Below are 15,635 nucleotides of genomic sequence, written 5' to 3'. Positions count from 1 at the left end.
GATATGGAAAATGCAAAACCCGGCCCGCGAAAGCAGGCCGGGTTTTCTGCTTTTGGTGATCAGGCAGGCCGGATCATGGACTGAACGATCCGCCGCGTCACTGGCAGAGCTCCCAGCAGCGTCGGGAATGCGATGATCCAGGAGACCAGCCAGGCCGACATCCAGTTCGGCAGGAATTCGGGAGCAAGGCCGAGATTCTTGAGTGTCGCGACACCTGATACGACAAAAGTCATCAGGATGGACAGAACGAACGGCATGAGAAGGGCCGCATAGCGTGCGGGGAGGCGCGTAAGCTTCATGGAGAATACTTTCCTGAAGAGGATCGTCGATCGATATCGAGCACATGCATCCGATCAAAATCGCCACTACCGACGATCCGGGGTTGGGATGCGTTGCTTCACGTTAGACGCTTACGGCTGAGTTCAGATCCAGCGACCGTTTCCATAGCGAAAAGCAGATCGCCTAGCAATATCGGACACTCACCTAAACCTGGCATTCATTTTTTCAATGCCCGACCGAGCTCGAAAACACGTTGACCACCACGACGCCGGAGATGATCAGGCCGAGGCCGATGATGGCGGCGGTATCGAGGGTCTGGCGGAACAGGATGGTGCCGACGGCCGAGATCAGCACGATGCCGAGGCCGCTCCAGATCGCGTAGGCGATGCCGACCGGCAGGGTGCGCAAGGCGATCGACAGGAGATAGAAGGCGGTCGCGTAGCAAAGCCCCATCAGGATGGTCGGCAGGGCCCGGGTAAACTGCTGGCTCTGCTGCAGGAAGGTCGTGCCGATGACTTCGAGCACGATTGCACCGGCGAGCGAGCCGTAGGTGAGGAGGGCGGGGTTCATTTTCGTTACTCTTGTATCGTGAGGTTTTGCAGGTGGTCGCGGAGTTCGGCGAGTTCCTTTGCCGGTAAACCGTCCGCTTCCATGAGATTGGCGAGCCAGATGCCATCCGCCGCGTAGCGCGCGAGCTTGAAGGCCGGGTGACTGTCGGTCTGCGCATGGCGTTCGAGCCGGTCGCGCATCCATTCCGACCAGAGCTGCCTGAGCCGTGCATCGGTCATGCAGGAAATCGACAGTGCCGCCCAAGGGCTTTCGGCCCCATCGCGGGTCACCTGGAAAAAGGCGTCGACATAGGCGCGCGTGAACCGGCCCCGGTCGATTGCATCCTCGCTCATCAGCCGGTCGATCTCCATATCGAGCTTGCCGAGCAGGTCTTCGAAGACGGCTTCGATCAGCGCCTGCTTGCTCGGGAAATGATGCAGCAACCCGCCCTTGGTGACCGATGCCGCGTCGGCGACCGCCTGCAGGGTCAGGCTGCCGAGACCTTCATCCACGGCGCATCGTGCCGCGTGGTCCAGAAGGGATCGCCGCACCTGTTCGGGTTGTTTTTCTCGCTTGTGAGCTTTCGACATCAGATAAACATACCGTATGGTCGGTTTGTTTGCAATGGACAGAATCCCTTGGAAGAGGGGCGGCAGCGCAACTCGCTTCCGGAAAGCTGGATTTTGCGTTGTTTTGATCACTCGGGGACTCGATCCGGCCGGCTTTCCATCTTACATCCGCTGCCATGACGGATTTATCTGGAAAGCCGCGCGGCGACATAGGATGGGGCATTCCTGCCTCCATCCTGGTGCACGTCGTTTTCGCGGCGGCCCTGTTCTTCCACCTGCCGGTCGATCAGTCCGAGCCGGAGAAGGAGGAAAGCGTCCAGGTCGAGATCGTGCCTCCACCGGAAGAACCTGAGAAGAAGCCGGAAGAGCAGAAGGCCGAAGAGAAGAAGGCCGAGGAAAAGAAGCCGGCCGAAGAGGCGAAACCGGAGGAAAAGAAACCTCCGGAACCTGCAAAACAGGAAGAGGCCAAGAAGGCGGAGCCGTCCCCACCGCCTGAGCCACCGAAGCAGGCGGAAGCCAAAAAGCAGGAGCCACCTCCGCCGGCGCCTGAGCAGAAACCCACCGAACCGCCGCCTTCCGCCGAGGAGGCCAAGAAGCAGCCGTTGCCGGTTCTGCGCCCTGTCTTCGAATTCGGCGAGAAGGATGCCGGGCCGAAGAAATCCGAAACCGGCAATGCATCGAAGGAAACGACCAACCCGCCTGCCGAGAGTAAGGCGGATGCGGAGGCCGTCGAGCCGGTAAAGCAGGTGAAAGAGGCCCCAACCGTCGTGGAGGCGCCACCGGCCAATCCGGTGCCGGACGATATCCAGCTGCCGGAGGTCGGCGTTGCGGCAGCCAACGGATTGCAGAACGGCCCGGTCACTGGGACCTCGCCTGATGCGACCAAGACCGAAATCGTGACTGCGCCGCCGACCGCTTCGCCCAAGAGCGACCCTTCCAAGACGCCGACCCCCGGCAAGCCGGTCGAGCTGACCGAGGCGAAGACGCTGTTTTCGCAGAGCGCTACGGACGATCCGATTGCCACGACGACGATAGGCCGCATTCCACGAGGCGTGCGCGCCGGCCAGCTCTGCGCCACGGAATTAAGCTTTCAGCTGTGGCATGCGTCTCCGCCTTTTCCGGCGGACCTGGTGCGTCCCTATCGGCTATCGAGCGGATCGGTTCTGGAGGTCAAGCGCAGTGAGTTTCGGGCGAAGGCACAATGGTATGAACTCAGTTTCCGCTGCGAGGTGAACGAGGACGCCACCAAGGTAATCTCCTTCGCCTTTGAGGTCGGTGCTCCGGTGCCCAGGAGCGAGTGGCGGAAGCGCGGTTTTCCGGAATGACTATCGGCCGATCCGCAAATGTGACTTAGGTAGGGGATCACCCTTGGTTGACCGATAGATTGCTGCGACTATGTTTCACCCACTTTGCGATGGGGACCTCCAATGAAAGCCATGTTCTACGATGCCTTTGAAAAGGCGCCGGAAATCCGCAATGTTCCCGATCCGGAGCCGACATTTGACGGCGTCGTGGTCAAGGTCGGCGCGACCGGGCTCTGCCGCAGCGACTGGCATGGCTGGATGGGGCACGATCCGGATATAAAGCTTCCGCATGTGCCGGGCCATGAACTTGCCGGCAAGGTGGTGGCGACCGGCAAGGGCGTGATGCGCTTCAAGATAGGCGACCGGGTGACGGTGCCGTTCGTATCGGGCTGCGGCCATTGTTCGGAATGCCATTCCGGCAACCAGCAGGTCTGCCCCAACCAGTTCCAGCCGGGTTTTACCCATTGGGGCTCGTTCGCCGAATATGTGGCGATCGACTATGCCGATACGAACCTCGTGCACCTGCCTGAGGAGATCGACGATGCGACGGCAGCGAGCCTCGGCTGCCGGTTCGCCACCTCCTTCCGCGCCGTTGCCGACCAGGCCCGCACCGGGCCTGGCGACTGGGTCGCGGTGCATGGCTGCGGCGGCGTCGGCCTGTCGGCGATCATGATCGCCACGGCGCTTGGAGCGAACGCCATCGGCATCGATCTCTCCGAAGACAAGCTGGCGTTCGCCCGCCAATGCGGTGCGGTCGCAACCATCAATGCGAGCGCGGTTGCCGATGTGGTCGAGGCGGTTCGCGAGATCACCGGAGGTGGCGCGCATGTGTCGATCGACGCCCTCGGCCATCCGGTCACCTGTTTCAATTCGATCAAGAATCTCCGCCGCCGCGGCCGGCACGTGCAGGTCGGGCTGATGCTCGGCGAGCACACTACACCCTCGATCCCGATGGCGCAGGTAATCGGCCACGAGCTCGAAATCTATGGCAGTCACGGCATGCAGGCCTGGCGCTATGACGCGATGCTCGCCATGCTGAAGGCCGGCAAGATGAAGCCGCAGCAGCTGATCGCCAAGCGGATCAGCCTCGAAGAAGCGGTGCCGGGGCTGATGACGCTCGATAGATCCGAAACGCCCGGCATCAGCGTGATCACCACGTTCTGACGGGTGACGCGGCGATTGTTCGCCGTCGATGGCCGGAGCATTCCGCTTCGGCCGCTTGGTGGCGTTTCGGGGCGCCCTATATCGGGAGCATGCGTCGAACCCGAAAGGACGAACCATGAATGTCAGGGCACAGAAAATTCCAGGGCCGGATCACCCGATTACCGTTGCGCACAATCCGGCGCGGGTGGTGGTGAAGCTCGGCGGCAAGGTGATCGCCGACAGCATCAATTCGCTCACCTTGCGCGAGTCCTCCTATCCGCCGGTCCATTATATCCCGCGCAAGGATGTAGATATGTCGCTCCTTGAGCGGACCGACCACCAGAGCTATTGCCCGTATAAGGGCGAAGCCTCCTATTTCAGCATTCCGGCCGGTGGCGAGCGTTCGAAGAATGCCGTCTGGTCCTACGAAAACCCTTACGAAGCCGTTTCCGGGATCAGGGAGCATGTCGCCTTCTATCCCGACCGAGTCGATTCCATCGAGGAGTTTGGCACGCCTGAAGCAGGCCAGTTCTGACGGGAGCCCGGGCGGCCGAGCGTACGCTTGCCGCCCCTCGGAGTTTTGCGGGAAGAAGCCCTGGAGGATGAAGAAAAAGCGGGCGCACTTGTCGGGTTTGCGTTCCCTCCCACGTCCTTGGGGTGTTGACGCAACAAGGAGGAACATCATGCCCTATGTCGACGGGTTTATTCTTGCCGTGCCGAAGGCCAATCTCGAGCGCTACAAGGACATGGCGCGCCTTGCCGGTGCCGTTTGGATGGAAAACGGCGCGTTGTCCTATGTGGAATGCCTAGCCGACGACGTGCCCTACGGAGAGCTCACCTCCTTCCCGCGGGCCGTGCAGGCCAAGGAGGACGAGATCGTCATCTTCTCCTGGATCACCTATGAAAGCCGGGCCCGCCGGGACGAAATCAATGCCAGGGTGATGAAGGACGAGCGGTTTTCCGGAGACGAATGGACGCAGGTCTTCGACGGAAAACGGATGATCTTCGGCGGCTTCGAGCCCTTCCTGACATTGTAGCCGGCGGGTGATAGGAGTGCCGTCTCCCTGCCGGTGCTTCTATTTTTGTTGCCGGTGCTTTCGCCGATAAAGGACCCCCTCATGCCCCAGACCGTGATTTCGATCTCCACAAGCGGCCAGGGGCTCTACGAATTCACCGACGCGGCGCAAGGTTTTTTGCGCCGCACGCCAGTGGGCGAGGGGCTGCTCACCGTGTTCGTGCGCCATACGTCCTGCTCCCTGATCATCCAGGAAAATGCCGATCCGGATGTCCGCCGCGATCTGAAGACCTTTTTCTCCCGGCTGGTGCCGCCGACCACCGATCCCGACATGCGCTGGGTTACCCATACTACCGAAGGCCCCGACGACATGCCGGCACACATCAAGGCGGCGCTGACGGCCGTTTCGCTCGGCATTCCCGTCCGGGACGGACGGTTGGTGCTCGGCACATGGCAGGGCATCTACCTCTTCGAACATCGCGACCAGCCGCATGTCCGCCAGGTCGTGCTGCATCTTTCGCCGTGACCTTTCGGCTCCGAGCGGCAGATGAATACCGGCTGAATGACCGGTTAGGATGTTGTTCAGACCCCTTGGGCTAGGGTCGCGCCAATCGCTCGGAAAGGCGAGAGCAACAACCTTTGGGGCCGCAGAACCTGGCCCGGATTTCGGAGAACATTCTATGACCAGCATGATCATCAAAGCCGGTGTGGCCGCCCTCATCGCGCTCACCGGCCTTTCCGCAACAGCCCCGACGGCTGCTGCCGCCGGCCCGGAATTCGCCATCCAGGTGCAGTATCGCGACCGTGACCGCGATTGGCGTCCGGATCGCGGCGGTGATCGTGACTGGCGTCCGGATCGCAGGCCCCGCGGCTGCGCTCCCTGGCTGGCAGAAGAAAAGGCAAGCCGGATGGGCCTGCGCCGTGCCCGCGTCGTGGATGCCGGCCGCCGGGTCGTCATCGTTGCCGGTTTCGGCCGCCGCGGCCCGGACCGGGTCGTCTTCGCCAACGAGCGTGGCTGCCCGGTCATTCGCCGCTAGGCTTCATCCCTAAAGAACCCTTCCGTCTCCATCGCCCGTTGACGGAGGACAAGCGCCCCCACCAGGTCCGACGATCTGGTGGGGGCGTTTTATTTTTTGCCCATTTGCGCGCGAGGGAGGGCCGGGCGCCCTTGGGGAGGGCGTCCGGCTCTGTTCGGCGACCCGTAATTATTGCTCCAGAGCAAAGGTGACGTTGACGGTCACCGTATAGGTGTTTTCGCCGCCGGCCACCGGAACCGCTTCGGCGGCCATGTCCTTGGCCATCGCCATGCGCATCATCGGCTGCGGTGCGGGGCGCATGGAGTTCTCGCTGATTTCCAGGATCCGGCCGAGCTTGACGCCGGCCGCTTCCGTCAGCGTCCTTGCCTTGGCGAGCGCCTCGGCGACCGCCTTCTTGCGCGCCTCGGTCATCACGTCGTCGGGCTTGTCGTTGGTGAAGGCTATCTGGCCGCCCTGGTTGACGCCGAGCTTCACCGAACGGTCGATGATACCGCCGAGTTTCTGAAGATCGCGGACCTTGAGGGTGAGCGTGTTGGACACCTCATAGCCGATCACCTGCGGCGGCTCGATGGCGCCACCCTTCGGTTCGGCATGGCGATATTGCGGATAGATCGAGAAATTGCTGGTCTGCATGTCGCGATCGGCGATGCCATCGCTCTTCAGGGCCGAAAGCACGTCCTTCATGGCGGCGCTGCTCGCCGAAAGTGCCGCTTGCGCGGTCTGGCCGTTGCGAACCACCGAGAGCGTCAGGACGGCCATGTCGGGCACAACGGAAGCCTGGCCCTCGCCGAGCACATTGATGACCGGCTCGCGGGGGCGGATATCCTGGGCCAAAACCTGGCCCGCGGAAGAGGCGGCGACCGCACCGGCAAATGCGGCTGCAAGGACGAGACGTGACGACGAAAGCGCAACGCGCATGGATGTTCTCTCCGATCTGTCAGGGCGGGGGAATGCTGTTCCCGGAACCGCCCGTCATGTTCCGTCTGCCGCGCGAACGCGCCGAGACGGGAATCGGCTCGGCCTGTTCGCGCCAGACGAGCCTACCTGCCGGTTGATTGTGAAGCTATTGCGGCAACGGCTTGTAGCATCTCGTGAATTGCGTTAGAGCGGACCTCGAGGTGACGGCGGACCATTGCGCCCCACTTCTGCCGGATCGGCGGGCCTGTAGCTCAATGGTTAGAGCCGGCGGCTCATAACCGCTTGGTTGGGGGTTCGAGTCCCTCCGGGCCCACCAATTTTTCTTTGTTTTCAAGTAGTTATTTAGGTGGTTATCCAAGGTGGTTAGACACCCGGTTAGCCCTTCGGTTTTTTCGTCTGATATCGCTTGGTGACTTTCGTCATTGCGTCACGCGCGAGCCGCTCTTGCTCGGCTGCTCTGCTGTAAAGTTCGGCATGCTCAATATCGTCATGGCCGAGCGTTTCCATAAGCTGACGGGTGGTCGCACCGGTTTCGGCCAGCATTTTCCCCAGGCTTTTCCTCAGTCCGTGCATGGTGCAGCCCTTGGGCAGATCGGCGCTGTGGGTCCAGTCGGCCATTCTCCCTGTGAGTGACTTTTCCGAAAACGGTTGACCGTATTGGGTCAAGAGGACGGTTTCCGTGTCGCGGGACAGCGGTGCTAGCGTCTCGCGAAGCATTGGGGTTATGGGCAGGACGAGCGTCTTGTCGCCCTTCTTCGTCACCAGTGTGACGTTTCCCTTGCGGAAATCGAACCATTCCCATTTCAGGCGAGCGACGTCAGACCGACGGTTCCCCAGCCACAGCGCCAAGGCGTAGGCCGTTCGCGGGGTTGATCCGATCGGCCACCGGGCCTCGAACATTGCACGTTCCGAATCGGTCCAGGCTCTCCAGCCTTTGTATTCGGGCCGGTAACTGAGCTTCCACGTCGGATCCGTTTCAATCCATTCCTCGTCGAGCGCGACCAGGATCATCTTCCGGATGGTTACCAGAAGGTGCTTCGCCTTGTGAGGCGTGGCGCTGAAATGCGAGAGGATGTCCTTGACGTGACGGCGCTTGAGGTCCTTGATCGGCACATCGCCCCATAGCTCAGGGTGGCCCTCAACGATGGGGAGTTCGAGGAATTCCTCAGCCAACCTCACGTTCTTCGCTTTCGTCGCTGGATCGTGGGCGATCCACTCAGGGCTTCGCTTCACCTTGGTCCAAGCGGCGCGGAATGTGCCTGGCGCGGCGGCACCCGGCATCTTCGAGACTTCCGCTGTCCGCGGCTTCCGTCCCTCGATCGCGGCTTGATACGCCTCTTCGAATTCAGCTTCGCCCGGGCTTCCCTTGAGAGAGATGGTCACCTTTCCACGACGATACCGCCAACGGGTCTTCCCGTGGCGGTCCTGGAAATGCGACAGGTAGGGGCGTTTTTCTTCTTCCATAGGCATTGTTAGGCATGAAGCCCGCGCCGTGACAATATCTCGTCGATCATGTTGCCGCCGTCGGACGGGAGATCCGAAAACGCCGCATCGAGGGCTATGCGGTCCCATACGACCCGACCGTCGATCTTGCGCGGCTTCGGCATCCGCTTGTCAGCAACCATCTCGTCGAACTTTGTGGTGCCGACGCCGACATAGCGAGCAGCTTCCTCCCGGGACATGCCCCGAGGAGGATATGCAAGTGCGTCAGATAGCTTCGCCATCAATCCCCGCTTTCCCTGTTATCCACAGGTCTGCAAGCGAATCCGAGCACGCGCATGACTGCGTCCGTCTGCCAGTCTGTCACCGTCTGCTTAGAGCCTCGGAGGCCTTTGGTCTGGCCAGGATCGAAGATGGCGCGGGAATTGCGATCGCGGATGGAGCAGTAATCTTCAGTCGCTGATCTGCACCTCCGTTTCAATGGTGGAGGAACTTTCGTGCCTCCTTCTAGTTGATCTTCGTTAGGGGGATCAATTTTGGGTACATACATACTGCTTTTCATAATTTGTGTAGTGATTGTCTCAGCCGCAGTGCTCTGGGCGTTCCGATCACGATCTTCGATGCCAAACGATGAAGACTGAATCATCTCGGGGGCCGGTTTTTTGTCGGTCGTCATGCCGCACCTTCAAAAAGTGATTGGAATTTTCGGATTTGAGACGCGAGGCGGATTGCGCGTTGATCCACAAAACCTGTGCGGTTTAAGCCGGCATCGGCTTCAGCCACTATTCCGAAGCGTTCCTTGCTAGACCGAGTTAGACAAATCCGGGATCTGACGGAACTATTCCACTTGCGTGCTGTTGACCGGACGAAGCAGGCGACTGGTCCTCTGTCTGCTTCTGTCAGGAAGGGTCCGCGTTGCGGACCCTTTTCCATTATGCCGGGCTCAAATTTCTTATTTTGGCCGAGGTGGACCTCGCGCAAATCGTCGGCAGATCCGCCTTGGAGGTAAAATGACTGCCCGGCGGCGGTGAGGGCGGCTTCGATCTTCCGGCGCGCCCTGGGCGAGACGTCGTAGCGTTCCATCCCCGCCGAGCATTCGGCCATAGCCAATTTTACGCTTTCAGCGGTCACCGCCGTCCCTCCCTGATAATCTCGCCTGTCTGTTTGTCGTAGACTGTGCCGTCCATGCGCTGACGCAGGCGCTGCGAAAAACCGCGGCCCTCTGTTTTTCTGAGGCCCATGTGCTTCTTCTTCACGCGGGCGATCTTCGATTTGACGCCCATCTCGACGGCGGTCTTTTTCCGGTGAGGACCGCGAAGGGCTGGGAATAGGTTGCTCTCGCGATGCTGGCCGCCGAGGATGAGCGCCATCTTGTGGTCAAGGTCCCACTCATCGCGGACGGGGTCGATCTTGGCGCCCGTCAGGTGGCAGATGCCGCCCTCGCGCTCGAAGACGCGGACCTTGACCCGATCCGGCACCTTCTGGTCATCGTGTTTAGCGATCCATTCGTCGGTCGACCGGCTCATCTAGCCCTCCGCTGCTTCTGGGCGTTCCAGGCGATCTCCCGCTGTGCGTATTCCTCCGCCTTCTTCGTCAGGACCATGAGGGGCTTCCGGCTGTAGGCGGCATATCCGTTGTTTATCAGGTAGGTCTCAGCGTCTGCGTCCAGCGTTGCGATCGGACGGCCGGTGGTGGCGGCGCGCATGATGATGGTGTGGGCGACCGTGTTCATGCCTCCAGGTCCTTCTCTTCCATGCCGGCGACGCCAGCGACGAACTTGCGCAGCGTCTCCCGGTCGATCTCCTGCGTCACGCGCGCCTTGCACTGGCGATAGATGGATCCTGCCTTGTCCTTGGTGGGCTGCGGCGTCCCGGCGGGGTACAGATCGCTCACCGCGAGCCGCTGGTTGTTGAGGAGCTGCAGATCGGCGTCCGTGTCGCCGGTGACGTGAGTTGCCGCCCAGAGCATTTTCGCGGCGACCCGCAGCCATTCAGCGTCGGAAAGGGTGGCAGCAGACGAGCCAGCGGGAGGGGGAGCGCTGTTCTCGTCTGCTGCGGCCGACGACGCGGTGGCGGGGGTCGTCGGCGGTATCCGGCGCGGGGAAGTCGCCGGAATGGGATTGATCGAGGTCAGGCTCGGCGCCGATGTGGGCCGTTTCCTTCTTGAGGGTGGCGACGTCCACGCCCGTCATGCGGCTCAAGAGCTCGGTCATGTTTTCGAGCGCCTCGGCCATCTCCGGGTCCTCTAGCTCGGTGAGCGACTTCGGATACTGCATGAACTGGCCGCCGACCGTCTTCGACAGGTTGACGATACCGAGCGAGAGCTTGATCGCCTCGCTGGCTTCCTCCTTCGTCTTCCACGGCGTTTCGCACTGCTTCACGACCAGGCCCAGGATCGCCCACCATTTGCGGACGAGGACGCGGTCCTTCTCCTCGGTGAAGCGGACAAACACGACTGTGCCGCGCCGGTAGCTATTGAGCCGCTCGGCGTCGAATTGGCCAGCCGGTACAAGCCGGCCGCCCTCGATGGTCATGCGGAGTGCAGGGAAGTCGCCCTTGGTCATATCAGGCTCCGATTTCCTTCAGGCGGCGGTTTTTGATCGCCTTGGCGATGCCCTGGTTGATATCGTCTCCCTCGAACACAGCGAGCGGGTCGCGGGCGGTCCAGACTTCCTCGACGTCCTCGGCGGTCGCAGCTTGGGCCATCTCTGCCTCGAGTGCCTCGAAGAACACGGTGGCATCGACTTCCTCGGACGAGGCGGCGGTCTGGTCGCCTTCCTGCTGGTCGTGCTCGATCACCACGCCGTCGGCGTCGACGATGGGCTCTTCTGGAACGGGAGGCGCGGGCGGCTTCGGCGGTGCCGGCGGCTTCGGCGCCTGAGGCGAGACGTCCTTCATGTCCGCAAATCGGGAACCCTCATCCTCGTCGTAGATGCCGGAGAATCCGAACGCGTAGCGCGCTGCCTGGATCATCGCCTTATGGCGCAGCATCCGGTGCTTCATCTTCCATGGGTCGGTGGTCCTGATGCACTCCAGGAGATATTCCGTGACGGTGACTGGCCGTCCGCGATCCTTGCGGTACATCCGGCATGTGCAGGAGATCAGCGTTCCGTCTTCGGCGTGCTCGAAATCGAACTCAAAACCGTCACATGCCGGGTGAGAGTTGACGAGGTTAACCCACCCGTCGATCGAGACGATCGGCACGATGCCGCCGCCCTTGGCCGGGAAGGCATAGATTTCCTTCAGCAGCGGGTTCAGGTCGTACTCCTTCGCGACCATGATGAAGGCCGCGAATTCCTCTGGTGTGGCTTTCGCCATCCCGCAGGTGCTGCGCACTGTCGCGGAGAATTCGGTTGGCTGGAGGCCGTATTTGTCCGCCATCTCGACGAGGAGCGGCTTCGGCGCGTCTGTTCTGGCGATCGCGTTCATTGCACGTTTTCCTGAATTGGTTTTGCTTCGAAGATGACGCCAGCGTTCGCGCATCCGATCAGCATGGCGATCTGCCACCCTCGGGCCCAACCGTTGTGCGTCCACTTGTGGCGGAAGTAGACGGGACGGCCGGCGGCGATTTCGGCCATGGCCTCCAGCGGCGTCAGTTTCCGGCCCGGTTCCCACTTCCGCTTGCTCATCAGAAGTCCCATTCCGATTTGGGAGCGGCAGGCGCGGTCTCGGCCGGAGCCGGATCGGCGCGGCGTAGGATCAGCTTCGAAGCCATCTCGGATTCGGCCTTGATCTCGACGACCTCGACCTCGGTCTCGCCGCGCTTGGTCTCAACCATGACCTTGTCGCCGGCGGCGAGGTCCAGGCCGTGCGGGACGAAATAGTCATAGGTACGGGTGTCTTCGCCCTTCTGCCACTTGAACTTGACCGCGGCGACGGCGAGGGCGGGGGTGAGTAAATCGGTCATCGTACTGCAGCCTTCTGTTCGGTGGTGATTCCAGGAACGTTCGTGCGGCCGGCGTCGAGCGCGCGCTGGGCGAGGGTGCGAAGTGTGTCCTGCATGACGGGGTGCTCGGACATGTAGATCGCGAGCGCCTTCCAGTCGGTGACGTCCTTGACGACGGTCTTCATGGAGACGCTGGCTGCCTTGCCGTAGGCGGCTCGGATTGGAGCCGGGGCAACCTCGACCGGCGCGGCGACCGGGGGCGGCGCTTCGATCACCTCGGCGTTGGGCGCTGCCTGCCGAGCGGCTTCCTCGGCGGCGCGGCGTTCTTCCTCCGCCTTGCGAAGAGCTGCCTGCTGGCGCTGGTACTTCTCGGTTTCCCAAGAGCCGATCGCATCGCGAACCTTGTCAGCTCCGGCCTTGGCCGACTTCACCAGCGGCTGCCATTTCGCATCCACAGCCTTGCCGGCTTCGAGATGCGGTTCCTTCTGCTTGACGCGAATTTTGTCCGCCTGCCCCGAAAGCTCGTTCAGCCGGTTTCGAAGCGACAGCGCCTTGGCGGCGGTTTCGTCGTCGGTGATCTTGTCGTATGCCGTCATGCCCTTGAGCGCGGCTTCGATTTGGTCCTTGATCGTCTCGGCTTCGTCTACCGGGCCGGAGTTGTCGCCGATGCCGGGCTCCGGCGGCTTCACCTGGGCCGCGACCGTGGCGTCATCGTCGGGCCAGCCCTTGCCGTCGATCGCGGCTTCGTAGGCCGCATGGCTGATCGGGTGTCGGCAGCACGAGGTCCAGATGTCCTCGGCTTTCACCTCGCGGCCGGAGCGGTAGGCGAGCCAGACGCCGTCTTCGTTCCAGATCGCGACCGGCTCGAACGGCTTGTCTTTGCCGTACCGGACGCGGAAATAGCCCTGCTGCGGGTCGCTGTCGTGGACGGGCAGATCCTTGCTGCCGATCTTGGACGGGTCCTTGAGGGCGGTCTGCCACCACTTCCAAGGGTCAACGATCTTGAGCGCAAGCGCGCCGATGGACTGCTCAGTCATGCTGCAGCTTCCTTATGGGTGACTGTTTCGAGTGGTTCGACGCGGAAGCCGAGGATGGCTGCCATCTGCCGGAGCGAGCTTTCAATCTCGCGGCGGTGGTAGTCGGCCGCGTCCTTGCCTTGGCTCTCACCGCGCCAGTAGGCGGTGTGGGCGTGGTTCGCGATCTCGGTCGCATGGCCCGAAATGCTGATGAACTTGATATTCTGCATGGCCGTCACTCCGCTGCCATCAGGTGTTGTTGGGACAGGCGGGGAAGGTCGAAGCCGGGCCGGCGGTACTCGACAACATCGGCGTCAAGTTCGTTCGCCAGCTCGACCGCTTCGGCTTCATCGGTGAAGTCGTTGGCGAGCGTGCGGCCCTGAAGGTCTTCGATGCGGTAGCGGGTTACGAATGCCATTGCGGATCCCCATCCTGAAACTTCGCGGGCACTCGGTACTGAGCCCGCTGGCGCCTTCGGTTTCTTCGTGGCTAGGCCAGATCATTCCGTCGGCTGATGAGGAGGATATTACCCATAATGGGGAAGATTACAACCCCAAAATGGGGAATATTAGATTGACCCCAAAATGGGGCAGGTCTATTGCTGCCATATGGATCAGCAAGTGAAGTTGGAAACGGGCAAGTGGCTCCGGCGTCGGGACGCTTGGATGCGCGTGCTCGTTGGGAATGAATTCGTCAGCCGAAATGGAAAACTCGTAGGGATACACCTGGCGCTGCGCCTGAGCGCGAAGCGGCCATTCTGCTATCCCGCTATGAAATCTATCGGGAAGGCGTTGGGTATTTCGCCTCGGCACGTTGCGAGAGCGCTTAAGGAACTGGAAACCGAGGAGTGGGTGAGGGTGCGGCGGCAGCCTGGACGATCGAGCGTCTACAGCCTTGACCTATGACACTGCTGTCATACCCACCTATGACACCCCTGTCATACGAAATACGGAAAGGCTGAAATACGGAAAGAGTCTATCTCTTTCTCTTGTTCTTGCTCTGAGGGGAGTAATTGGAAGGGTGAAGATCAACCGAATAAGGCGGTTTTGATTGCAGACCAGTTGTTCAGGATAGCGATCCCGCTGGCTGCCAACGCAAACAAGGTCGCAATCTTCCCCAGAGTAGGTAGACCATCAACGCGCCCTTTTATCTCGCCCATCGCCGCCGCCGATGGGAGGCCGTCAATCTTGCCCTTTATGAAGGCGAGGTCATTGCCGATCGAATCCAGCTTCGATTCGATTTTGTCGAACTTCTTTTCAAGCGCCGACACTCGTGCTTCCAAAACATCTCCTCCTGGAGGGGCGCCCCCACCAGCCGACTGGCGGTTATCATTGCTGGTCGCGAAGAAAGCCTCTCCCACCCTAGCCATTTTTCGCCACCCAGTCATTCACTAATCGGGCGGAGAACATCTTGATGTATCCGCAATTCCTGCAGTTGAGTGTATGGACGGGCATAACCTTGTCCGTCCAGGCGCCTGCGATTATTGCCACTTGAAGATCCGGGTTGGCGCGCTGGTCCCCACTAATCTGACTTGTGCCCCAATCGTTAACGCCACATTCGGGGCACGGCTTCTCGGGCGCTTTCTCAACTAGGAACCTTGTGAATTCCTCGTGGGTTATACTCTCGTTCTTGTCCATCGGAGGAGGATCTGTTCTCTCGATTTCGCCCAATGTGGTACCCCTCCGCTATCGCTGGCCGGTCGCTTGGTCATATCGAGCACCGACGATATTGCAGCCATGGAATGCCAAAATCATCAGTAGCGTGATGATCCTCATCCCAGCTTCAAACTCCCCTGGAGCCCGCCGGCGCGGCTTGTCTTTCTGAGCTGCGAACGAGGAAGGACCGCGAAAATTTCGCCTATCCACTCAAGCCCCACGTTTTCGATTGGCGCGGCGTTGAAGGACATAAGTGTGACGGGCGAGCCCTTTACGATCGTTTTGAGGAAACGGCGGCCGTCAGTTGTTCGGACCGCGGCGTCCTCGCCGTAGAAGGAAGTGATGGGCTTCTTTTGGTCGCGGTAGACGACGATGACGTGGCCATCCTTGTAGACCGGCAACATGGAGTCCCCCCGCACCTCGAGCGCGATCATCTCATCAGGCAACGGGAAAGGAACCTGAATCTGGTCCAGACCCTCGGGCGGGACCTGCTCAAAATCCGGCATGATCTCAGCCCCTGCTCCGATGTAGCCCATAAGCGGGACGGTAAATTCCTCCGTATCATCGATGACGTCGGCCGGCCGTATCCCGAAAGCCTTCGCTGCCAGGTTTATATAATCCATCGTCATGCGGCGCTCGCCGCGTTCGAGCTTGATGAACTGGCTGCGCGAGACGCCCATCTCCTCAGCTGCCTTCTCGTGTGTCCAATTTCGCTCTTCGCGCAATGATTTAAGCTTGTTTCCCATAACGGGTAACATTGCAAATTCAGCCATTTGCTGTCTCGCCCCATTTTGGGGTTGCAAATGTTACCCACTTTGGGTAAGT

The 15,635-nt window shown here is 61.0% G+C and carries 26 protein-coding genes and 1 tRNA gene; 7 read left to right on the top strand and 20 right to left on the bottom strand.

Features of this window, described 5'->3' with window-relative positions:
- Nucleotides 1-59: 59 nt before the first annotated feature.
- The 3 genes from GQ59_RS00385 to GQ59_RS00375 all read right to left on the bottom strand — a co-directional run bounded on the left by GQ59_RS00385 (nt 60) and on the right by GQ59_RS00375 (nt 1,340).
- On the bottom strand, nt 60-299 hold the full coding sequence (locus tag GQ59_RS00385; RefSeq protein WP_037076196.1) for a DUF2798 domain-containing protein: 240 nt from the start codon (nt 297-299) through the stop codon (nt 60-62).
- A 205-nt stretch (nt 300-504) separates the two neighbouring features.
- The gene (locus GQ59_RS00380; protein ID WP_037076193.1) at nt 505-849 is read right to left on the bottom strand and encodes a DMT family transporter; all 345 of its coding nucleotides are present in this window, start codon (nt 847-849) and stop codon (nt 505-507) included.
- Between the two features lie 5 nt (nt 850-854).
- Entirely contained in the window at nt 855-1,340 is a 486-nt protein-coding gene (locus GQ59_RS00375) for a TetR/AcrR family transcriptional regulator (RefSeq protein WP_244447881.1), read from the bottom strand.
- Nucleotides 1,341-1,573: 233 nt separating this feature from the next.
- Here GQ59_RS00375 and GQ59_RS00370 point away from each other — a divergent pair, with 233 nt between their 5' ends.
- The 6 genes from GQ59_RS00370 (at nt 1,574) to GQ59_RS00345 (ending at nt 5,896) form a co-directional block, all read left to right on the top strand.
- On the top strand, nt 1,574-2,722 hold the full coding sequence (locus GQ59_RS00370) for a DUF930 domain-containing protein (RefSeq protein ID WP_037076189.1): 1,149 nt from the start codon (nt 1,574-1,576) through the stop codon (nt 2,720-2,722).
- Nucleotides 2,723-2,824: 102 nt separating this feature from the next.
- A complete protein-coding gene (locus GQ59_RS00365; RefSeq protein WP_037076187.1) occupies nt 2,825-3,865 on the top strand; it encodes a zinc-dependent alcohol dehydrogenase family protein in 1,041 nt (346 codons plus the stop codon).
- 115 nt (nt 3,866-3,980) lie between these two features.
- Nucleotides 3,981-4,379 (top strand): DUF427 domain-containing protein, encoded by a 399-nt coding sequence (locus GQ59_RS00360; RefSeq protein WP_037076184.1) that lies wholly within the window; start codon nt 3,981-3,983, stop codon nt 4,377-4,379.
- Nucleotides 4,380-4,527: 148 nt separating this feature from the next.
- The gene (locus GQ59_RS00355; RefSeq protein ID WP_037076181.1) at nt 4,528-4,881 is read left to right on the top strand and encodes a DUF1428 domain-containing protein; all 354 of its coding nucleotides are present in this window, start codon (nt 4,528-4,530) and stop codon (nt 4,879-4,881) included.
- An 81-nt stretch (nt 4,882-4,962) separates the two neighbouring features.
- Entirely contained in the window at nt 4,963-5,385 is a 423-nt protein-coding gene (locus tag GQ59_RS00350; protein WP_037077974.1) for a secondary thiamine-phosphate synthase enzyme YjbQ, read from the top strand.
- 154 nt (nt 5,386-5,539) lie between these two features.
- Nucleotides 5,540-5,896: a hypothetical protein gene (locus GQ59_RS00345; RefSeq protein ID WP_037076178.1), complete on the top strand. Its 357-nt coding sequence runs from the start codon at nt 5,540-5,542 to the stop codon at nt 5,894-5,896.
- 168 nt (nt 5,897-6,064) lie between these two features.
- Here GQ59_RS00345 and GQ59_RS00340 read toward each other — a convergent pair whose 3' ends face one another.
- The gene (locus tag GQ59_RS00340; protein ID WP_037076175.1) at nt 6,065-6,814 is read right to left on the bottom strand and encodes an SIMPL domain-containing protein; all 750 of its coding nucleotides are present in this window, start codon (nt 6,812-6,814) and stop codon (nt 6,065-6,067) included.
- A gap of 240 nt (nt 6,815-7,054) precedes the next feature.
- Between GQ59_RS00340 and GQ59_RS00335 the strand changes: the two genes are divergently transcribed.
- Nucleotides 7,055-7,130, top strand: a tRNA-Ile gene (locus GQ59_RS00335).
- 59 nt (nt 7,131-7,189) lie between these two features.
- Here the strand turns inward: GQ59_RS00335 and GQ59_RS00330 are convergent.
- The 16 genes from GQ59_RS00330 to GQ59_RS00255 form a co-directional block, all read right to left on the bottom strand.
- Nucleotides 7,190-8,278 carry a tyrosine-type recombinase/integrase gene (locus GQ59_RS00330; protein ID WP_084682991.1) on the bottom strand — a complete coding sequence of 363 codons (1,089 nt, stop codon included), beginning with the start codon at nt 8,276-8,278 and terminating at the stop codon, nt 7,190-7,192.
- Nucleotides 8,279-8,286: 8 nt separating this feature from the next.
- Nucleotides 8,287-8,538, bottom strand: a complete 252-nt coding sequence (locus GQ59_RS00325; RefSeq protein ID WP_037076169.1) for a helix-turn-helix transcriptional regulator — start codon at nt 8,536-8,538, stop codon at nt 8,287-8,289.
- Nucleotides 8,538-8,930 carry a hypothetical protein gene (locus tag GQ59_RS31695; protein ID WP_152564176.1) on the bottom strand — a complete coding sequence of 131 codons (393 nt, stop codon included), beginning with the start codon at nt 8,928-8,930 and terminating at the stop codon, nt 8,538-8,540. Before GQ59_RS31695 ends, GQ59_RS00325 begins: the two co-directional genes overlap by 1 nt.
- Nucleotides 8,927-9,385 (bottom strand): hypothetical protein, encoded by a 459-nt coding sequence (locus GQ59_RS31690; RefSeq protein WP_152564175.1) that lies wholly within the window; start codon nt 9,383-9,385, stop codon nt 8,927-8,929. Before GQ59_RS31690 ends, GQ59_RS31695 begins: the two co-directional genes overlap by 4 nt.
- Nucleotides 9,382-9,780, bottom strand: a complete 399-nt coding sequence (locus tag GQ59_RS00320) for an HNH endonuclease (protein ID WP_037076166.1) — start codon at nt 9,778-9,780, stop codon at nt 9,382-9,384. The genes GQ59_RS31690 and GQ59_RS00320 overlap by 4 nt, the downstream gene beginning before the upstream one ends.
- Nucleotides 9,777-9,986: a hypothetical protein gene (locus GQ59_RS00315; protein WP_037076164.1), complete on the bottom strand. Its 210-nt coding sequence runs from the start codon at nt 9,984-9,986 to the stop codon at nt 9,777-9,779. The genes GQ59_RS00320 and GQ59_RS00315 overlap by 4 nt, the downstream gene beginning before the upstream one ends.
- A complete protein-coding gene (locus tag GQ59_RS00310; RefSeq protein WP_037076161.1) occupies nt 9,983-10,222 on the bottom strand; it encodes a hypothetical protein in 240 nt (79 codons plus the stop codon). Before GQ59_RS00310 ends, GQ59_RS00315 begins: the two co-directional genes overlap by 4 nt.
- Nucleotides 10,223-10,244: 22 nt before the next feature.
- Nucleotides 10,245-10,817 (bottom strand): hypothetical protein, encoded by a 573-nt coding sequence (locus tag GQ59_RS00305; protein ID WP_051903708.1) that lies wholly within the window; start codon nt 10,815-10,817, stop codon nt 10,245-10,247.
- A 1-nt stretch (nt 10,818) separates the two neighbouring features.
- The gene (locus tag GQ59_RS00300; protein WP_037076159.1) at nt 10,819-11,682 is read right to left on the bottom strand and encodes a RecT family recombinase; all 864 of its coding nucleotides are present in this window, start codon (nt 11,680-11,682) and stop codon (nt 10,819-10,821) included.
- Nucleotides 11,679-11,882 carry a hypothetical protein gene (locus GQ59_RS00295; protein WP_037076156.1) on the bottom strand — a complete coding sequence of 68 codons (204 nt, stop codon included), beginning with the start codon at nt 11,880-11,882 and terminating at the stop codon, nt 11,679-11,681. Before GQ59_RS00295 ends, GQ59_RS00300 begins: the two co-directional genes overlap by 4 nt.
- Entirely contained in the window at nt 11,882-12,160 is a 279-nt protein-coding gene (locus GQ59_RS00290) for a hypothetical protein (protein ID WP_051903706.1), read from the bottom strand. Before GQ59_RS00290 ends, GQ59_RS00295 begins: the two co-directional genes overlap by 1 nt.
- Nucleotides 12,157-13,176, bottom strand: a complete 1,020-nt coding sequence (locus GQ59_RS00285) for a hypothetical protein (RefSeq protein WP_037076153.1) — start codon at nt 13,174-13,176, stop codon at nt 12,157-12,159. Before GQ59_RS00285 ends, GQ59_RS00290 begins: the two co-directional genes overlap by 4 nt.
- Nucleotides 13,173-13,385 carry a hypothetical protein gene (locus GQ59_RS00280; protein ID WP_037076150.1) on the bottom strand — a complete coding sequence of 71 codons (213 nt, stop codon included), beginning with the start codon at nt 13,383-13,385 and terminating at the stop codon, nt 13,173-13,175. The genes GQ59_RS00285 and GQ59_RS00280 overlap by 4 nt, the downstream gene beginning before the upstream one ends.
- A gap of 5 nt (nt 13,386-13,390) precedes the next feature.
- Entirely contained in the window at nt 13,391-13,573 is a 183-nt protein-coding gene (locus tag GQ59_RS00275; RefSeq protein WP_037076146.1) for a hypothetical protein, read from the bottom strand.
- A 609-nt stretch (nt 13,574-14,182) separates the two neighbouring features.
- A complete protein-coding gene (locus GQ59_RS00265; RefSeq protein WP_152564174.1) occupies nt 14,183-14,425 on the bottom strand; it encodes a hypothetical protein in 243 nt (80 codons plus the stop codon).
- A 501-nt stretch (nt 14,426-14,926) separates the two neighbouring features.
- The gene (locus GQ59_RS00255) at nt 14,927-15,583 is read right to left on the bottom strand and encodes an XRE family transcriptional regulator (protein WP_051903704.1); all 657 of its coding nucleotides are present in this window, start codon (nt 15,581-15,583) and stop codon (nt 14,927-14,929) included.
- Nucleotides 15,584-15,635 lie beyond the last annotated feature (52 nt).

This window comes from Neorhizobium vignae, from assembly GCF_000732195.1.
GTDB classification, from domain to species: domain Bacteria; phylum Pseudomonadota; class Alphaproteobacteria; order Rhizobiales; family Rhizobiaceae; genus Neorhizobium; species Neorhizobium vignae.
This window is presented reverse-complemented; position numbering and strand designations above follow the sequence as displayed.

Excerpts from the sequence above, each read along its gene's own strand:
- GQ59_RS00275 (WP_037076146.1), bottom strand. The coding sequence starts at position 13,573 with ATGGCATTCGTAACCCGCTACCGCATCGAAGACCTTCAGGGCCGCACG.
- GQ59_RS00340 (WP_037076175.1), bottom strand. The coding sequence starts at position 6,814 with ATGCGCGTTGCGCTTTCGTCGTCACGTCTCGTCCTTGCAGCCGCATTT.
- GQ59_RS00350 (WP_037077974.1), top strand. The coding sequence starts at position 4,963 with ATGCCCCAGACCGTGATTTCGATCTCCACAAGCGGCCAGGGGCTCTAC.
- GQ59_RS00380 (WP_037076193.1), bottom strand. The coding sequence starts at position 849 with ATGAACCCCGCCCTCCTCACCTACGGCTCGCTCGCCGGTGCAATCGTG.
- GQ59_RS00315 (WP_037076164.1), bottom strand. The coding sequence starts at position 9,986 with ATGAACACGGTCGCCCACACCATCATCATGCGCGCCGCCACCACCGGC.
- GQ59_RS00385 (WP_037076196.1), bottom strand. The coding sequence starts at position 299 with ATGAAGCTTACGCGCCTCCCCGCACGCTATGCGGCCCTTCTCATGCCG.
- GQ59_RS00360 (WP_037076184.1), top strand. The coding sequence starts at position 3,981 with ATGAATGTCAGGGCACAGAAAATTCCAGGGCCGGATCACCCGATTACC.
- GQ59_RS00300 (WP_037076159.1), bottom strand. The coding sequence starts at position 11,682 with ATGAACGCGATCGCCAGAACAGACGCGCCGAAGCCGCTCCTCGTCGAG.
- GQ59_RS00295 (WP_037076156.1), bottom strand. The coding sequence starts at position 11,882 with ATGAGCAAGCGGAAGTGGGAACCGGGCCGGAAACTGACGCCGCTGGAG.
- GQ59_RS00370 (WP_037076189.1), top strand. The coding sequence starts at position 1,574 with ATGACGGATTTATCTGGAAAGCCGCGCGGCGACATAGGATGGGGCATT.
- GQ59_RS00365 (WP_037076187.1), top strand. The coding sequence starts at position 2,825 with ATGAAAGCCATGTTCTACGATGCCTTTGAAAAGGCGCCGGAAATCCGC.
- GQ59_RS00330 (WP_084682991.1), bottom strand. The coding sequence starts at position 8,278 with ATGGAAGAAGAAAAACGCCCCTACCTGTCGCATTTCCAGGACCGCCAC.
- GQ59_RS00255 (WP_051903704.1), bottom strand. The coding sequence starts at position 15,583 with ATGGCTGAATTTGCAATGTTACCCGTTATGGGAAACAAGCTTAAATCA.
- GQ59_RS00290 (WP_051903706.1), bottom strand. The coding sequence starts at position 12,160 with ATGACCGATTTACTCACCCCCGCCCTCGCCGTCGCCGCGGTCAAGTTC.
- GQ59_RS00280 (WP_037076150.1), bottom strand. The coding sequence starts at position 13,385 with ATGCAGAATATCAAGTTCATCAGCATTTCGGGCCATGCGACCGAGATC.
- GQ59_RS00305 (WP_051903708.1), bottom strand. The coding sequence starts at position 10,817 with ATGACCAAGGGCGACTTCCCTGCACTCCGCATGACCATCGAGGGCGGC.
- GQ59_RS00285 (WP_037076153.1), bottom strand. The coding sequence starts at position 13,176 with ATGACTGAGCAGTCCATCGGCGCGCTTGCGCTCAAGATCGTTGACCCT.
- GQ59_RS00325 (WP_037076169.1), bottom strand. The coding sequence starts at position 8,538 with ATGGCGAAGCTATCTGACGCACTTGCATATCCTCCTCGGGGCATGTCC.
- GQ59_RS00320 (WP_037076166.1), bottom strand. The coding sequence starts at position 9,780 with ATGAGCCGGTCGACCGACGAATGGATCGCTAAACACGATGACCAGAAG.
- GQ59_RS00355 (WP_037076181.1), top strand. The coding sequence starts at position 4,528 with ATGCCCTATGTCGACGGGTTTATTCTTGCCGTGCCGAAGGCCAATCTC.
- GQ59_RS00310 (WP_037076161.1), bottom strand. The coding sequence starts at position 10,222 with ATGCTCTGGGCGGCAACTCACGTCACCGGCGACACGGACGCCGATCTG.
- GQ59_RS31695 (WP_152564176.1), bottom strand. The coding sequence starts at position 8,930 with ATGACGACCGACAAAAAACCGGCCCCCGAGATGATTCAGTCTTCATCG.
- GQ59_RS00345 (WP_037076178.1), top strand. The coding sequence starts at position 5,540 with ATGACCAGCATGATCATCAAAGCCGGTGTGGCCGCCCTCATCGCGCTC.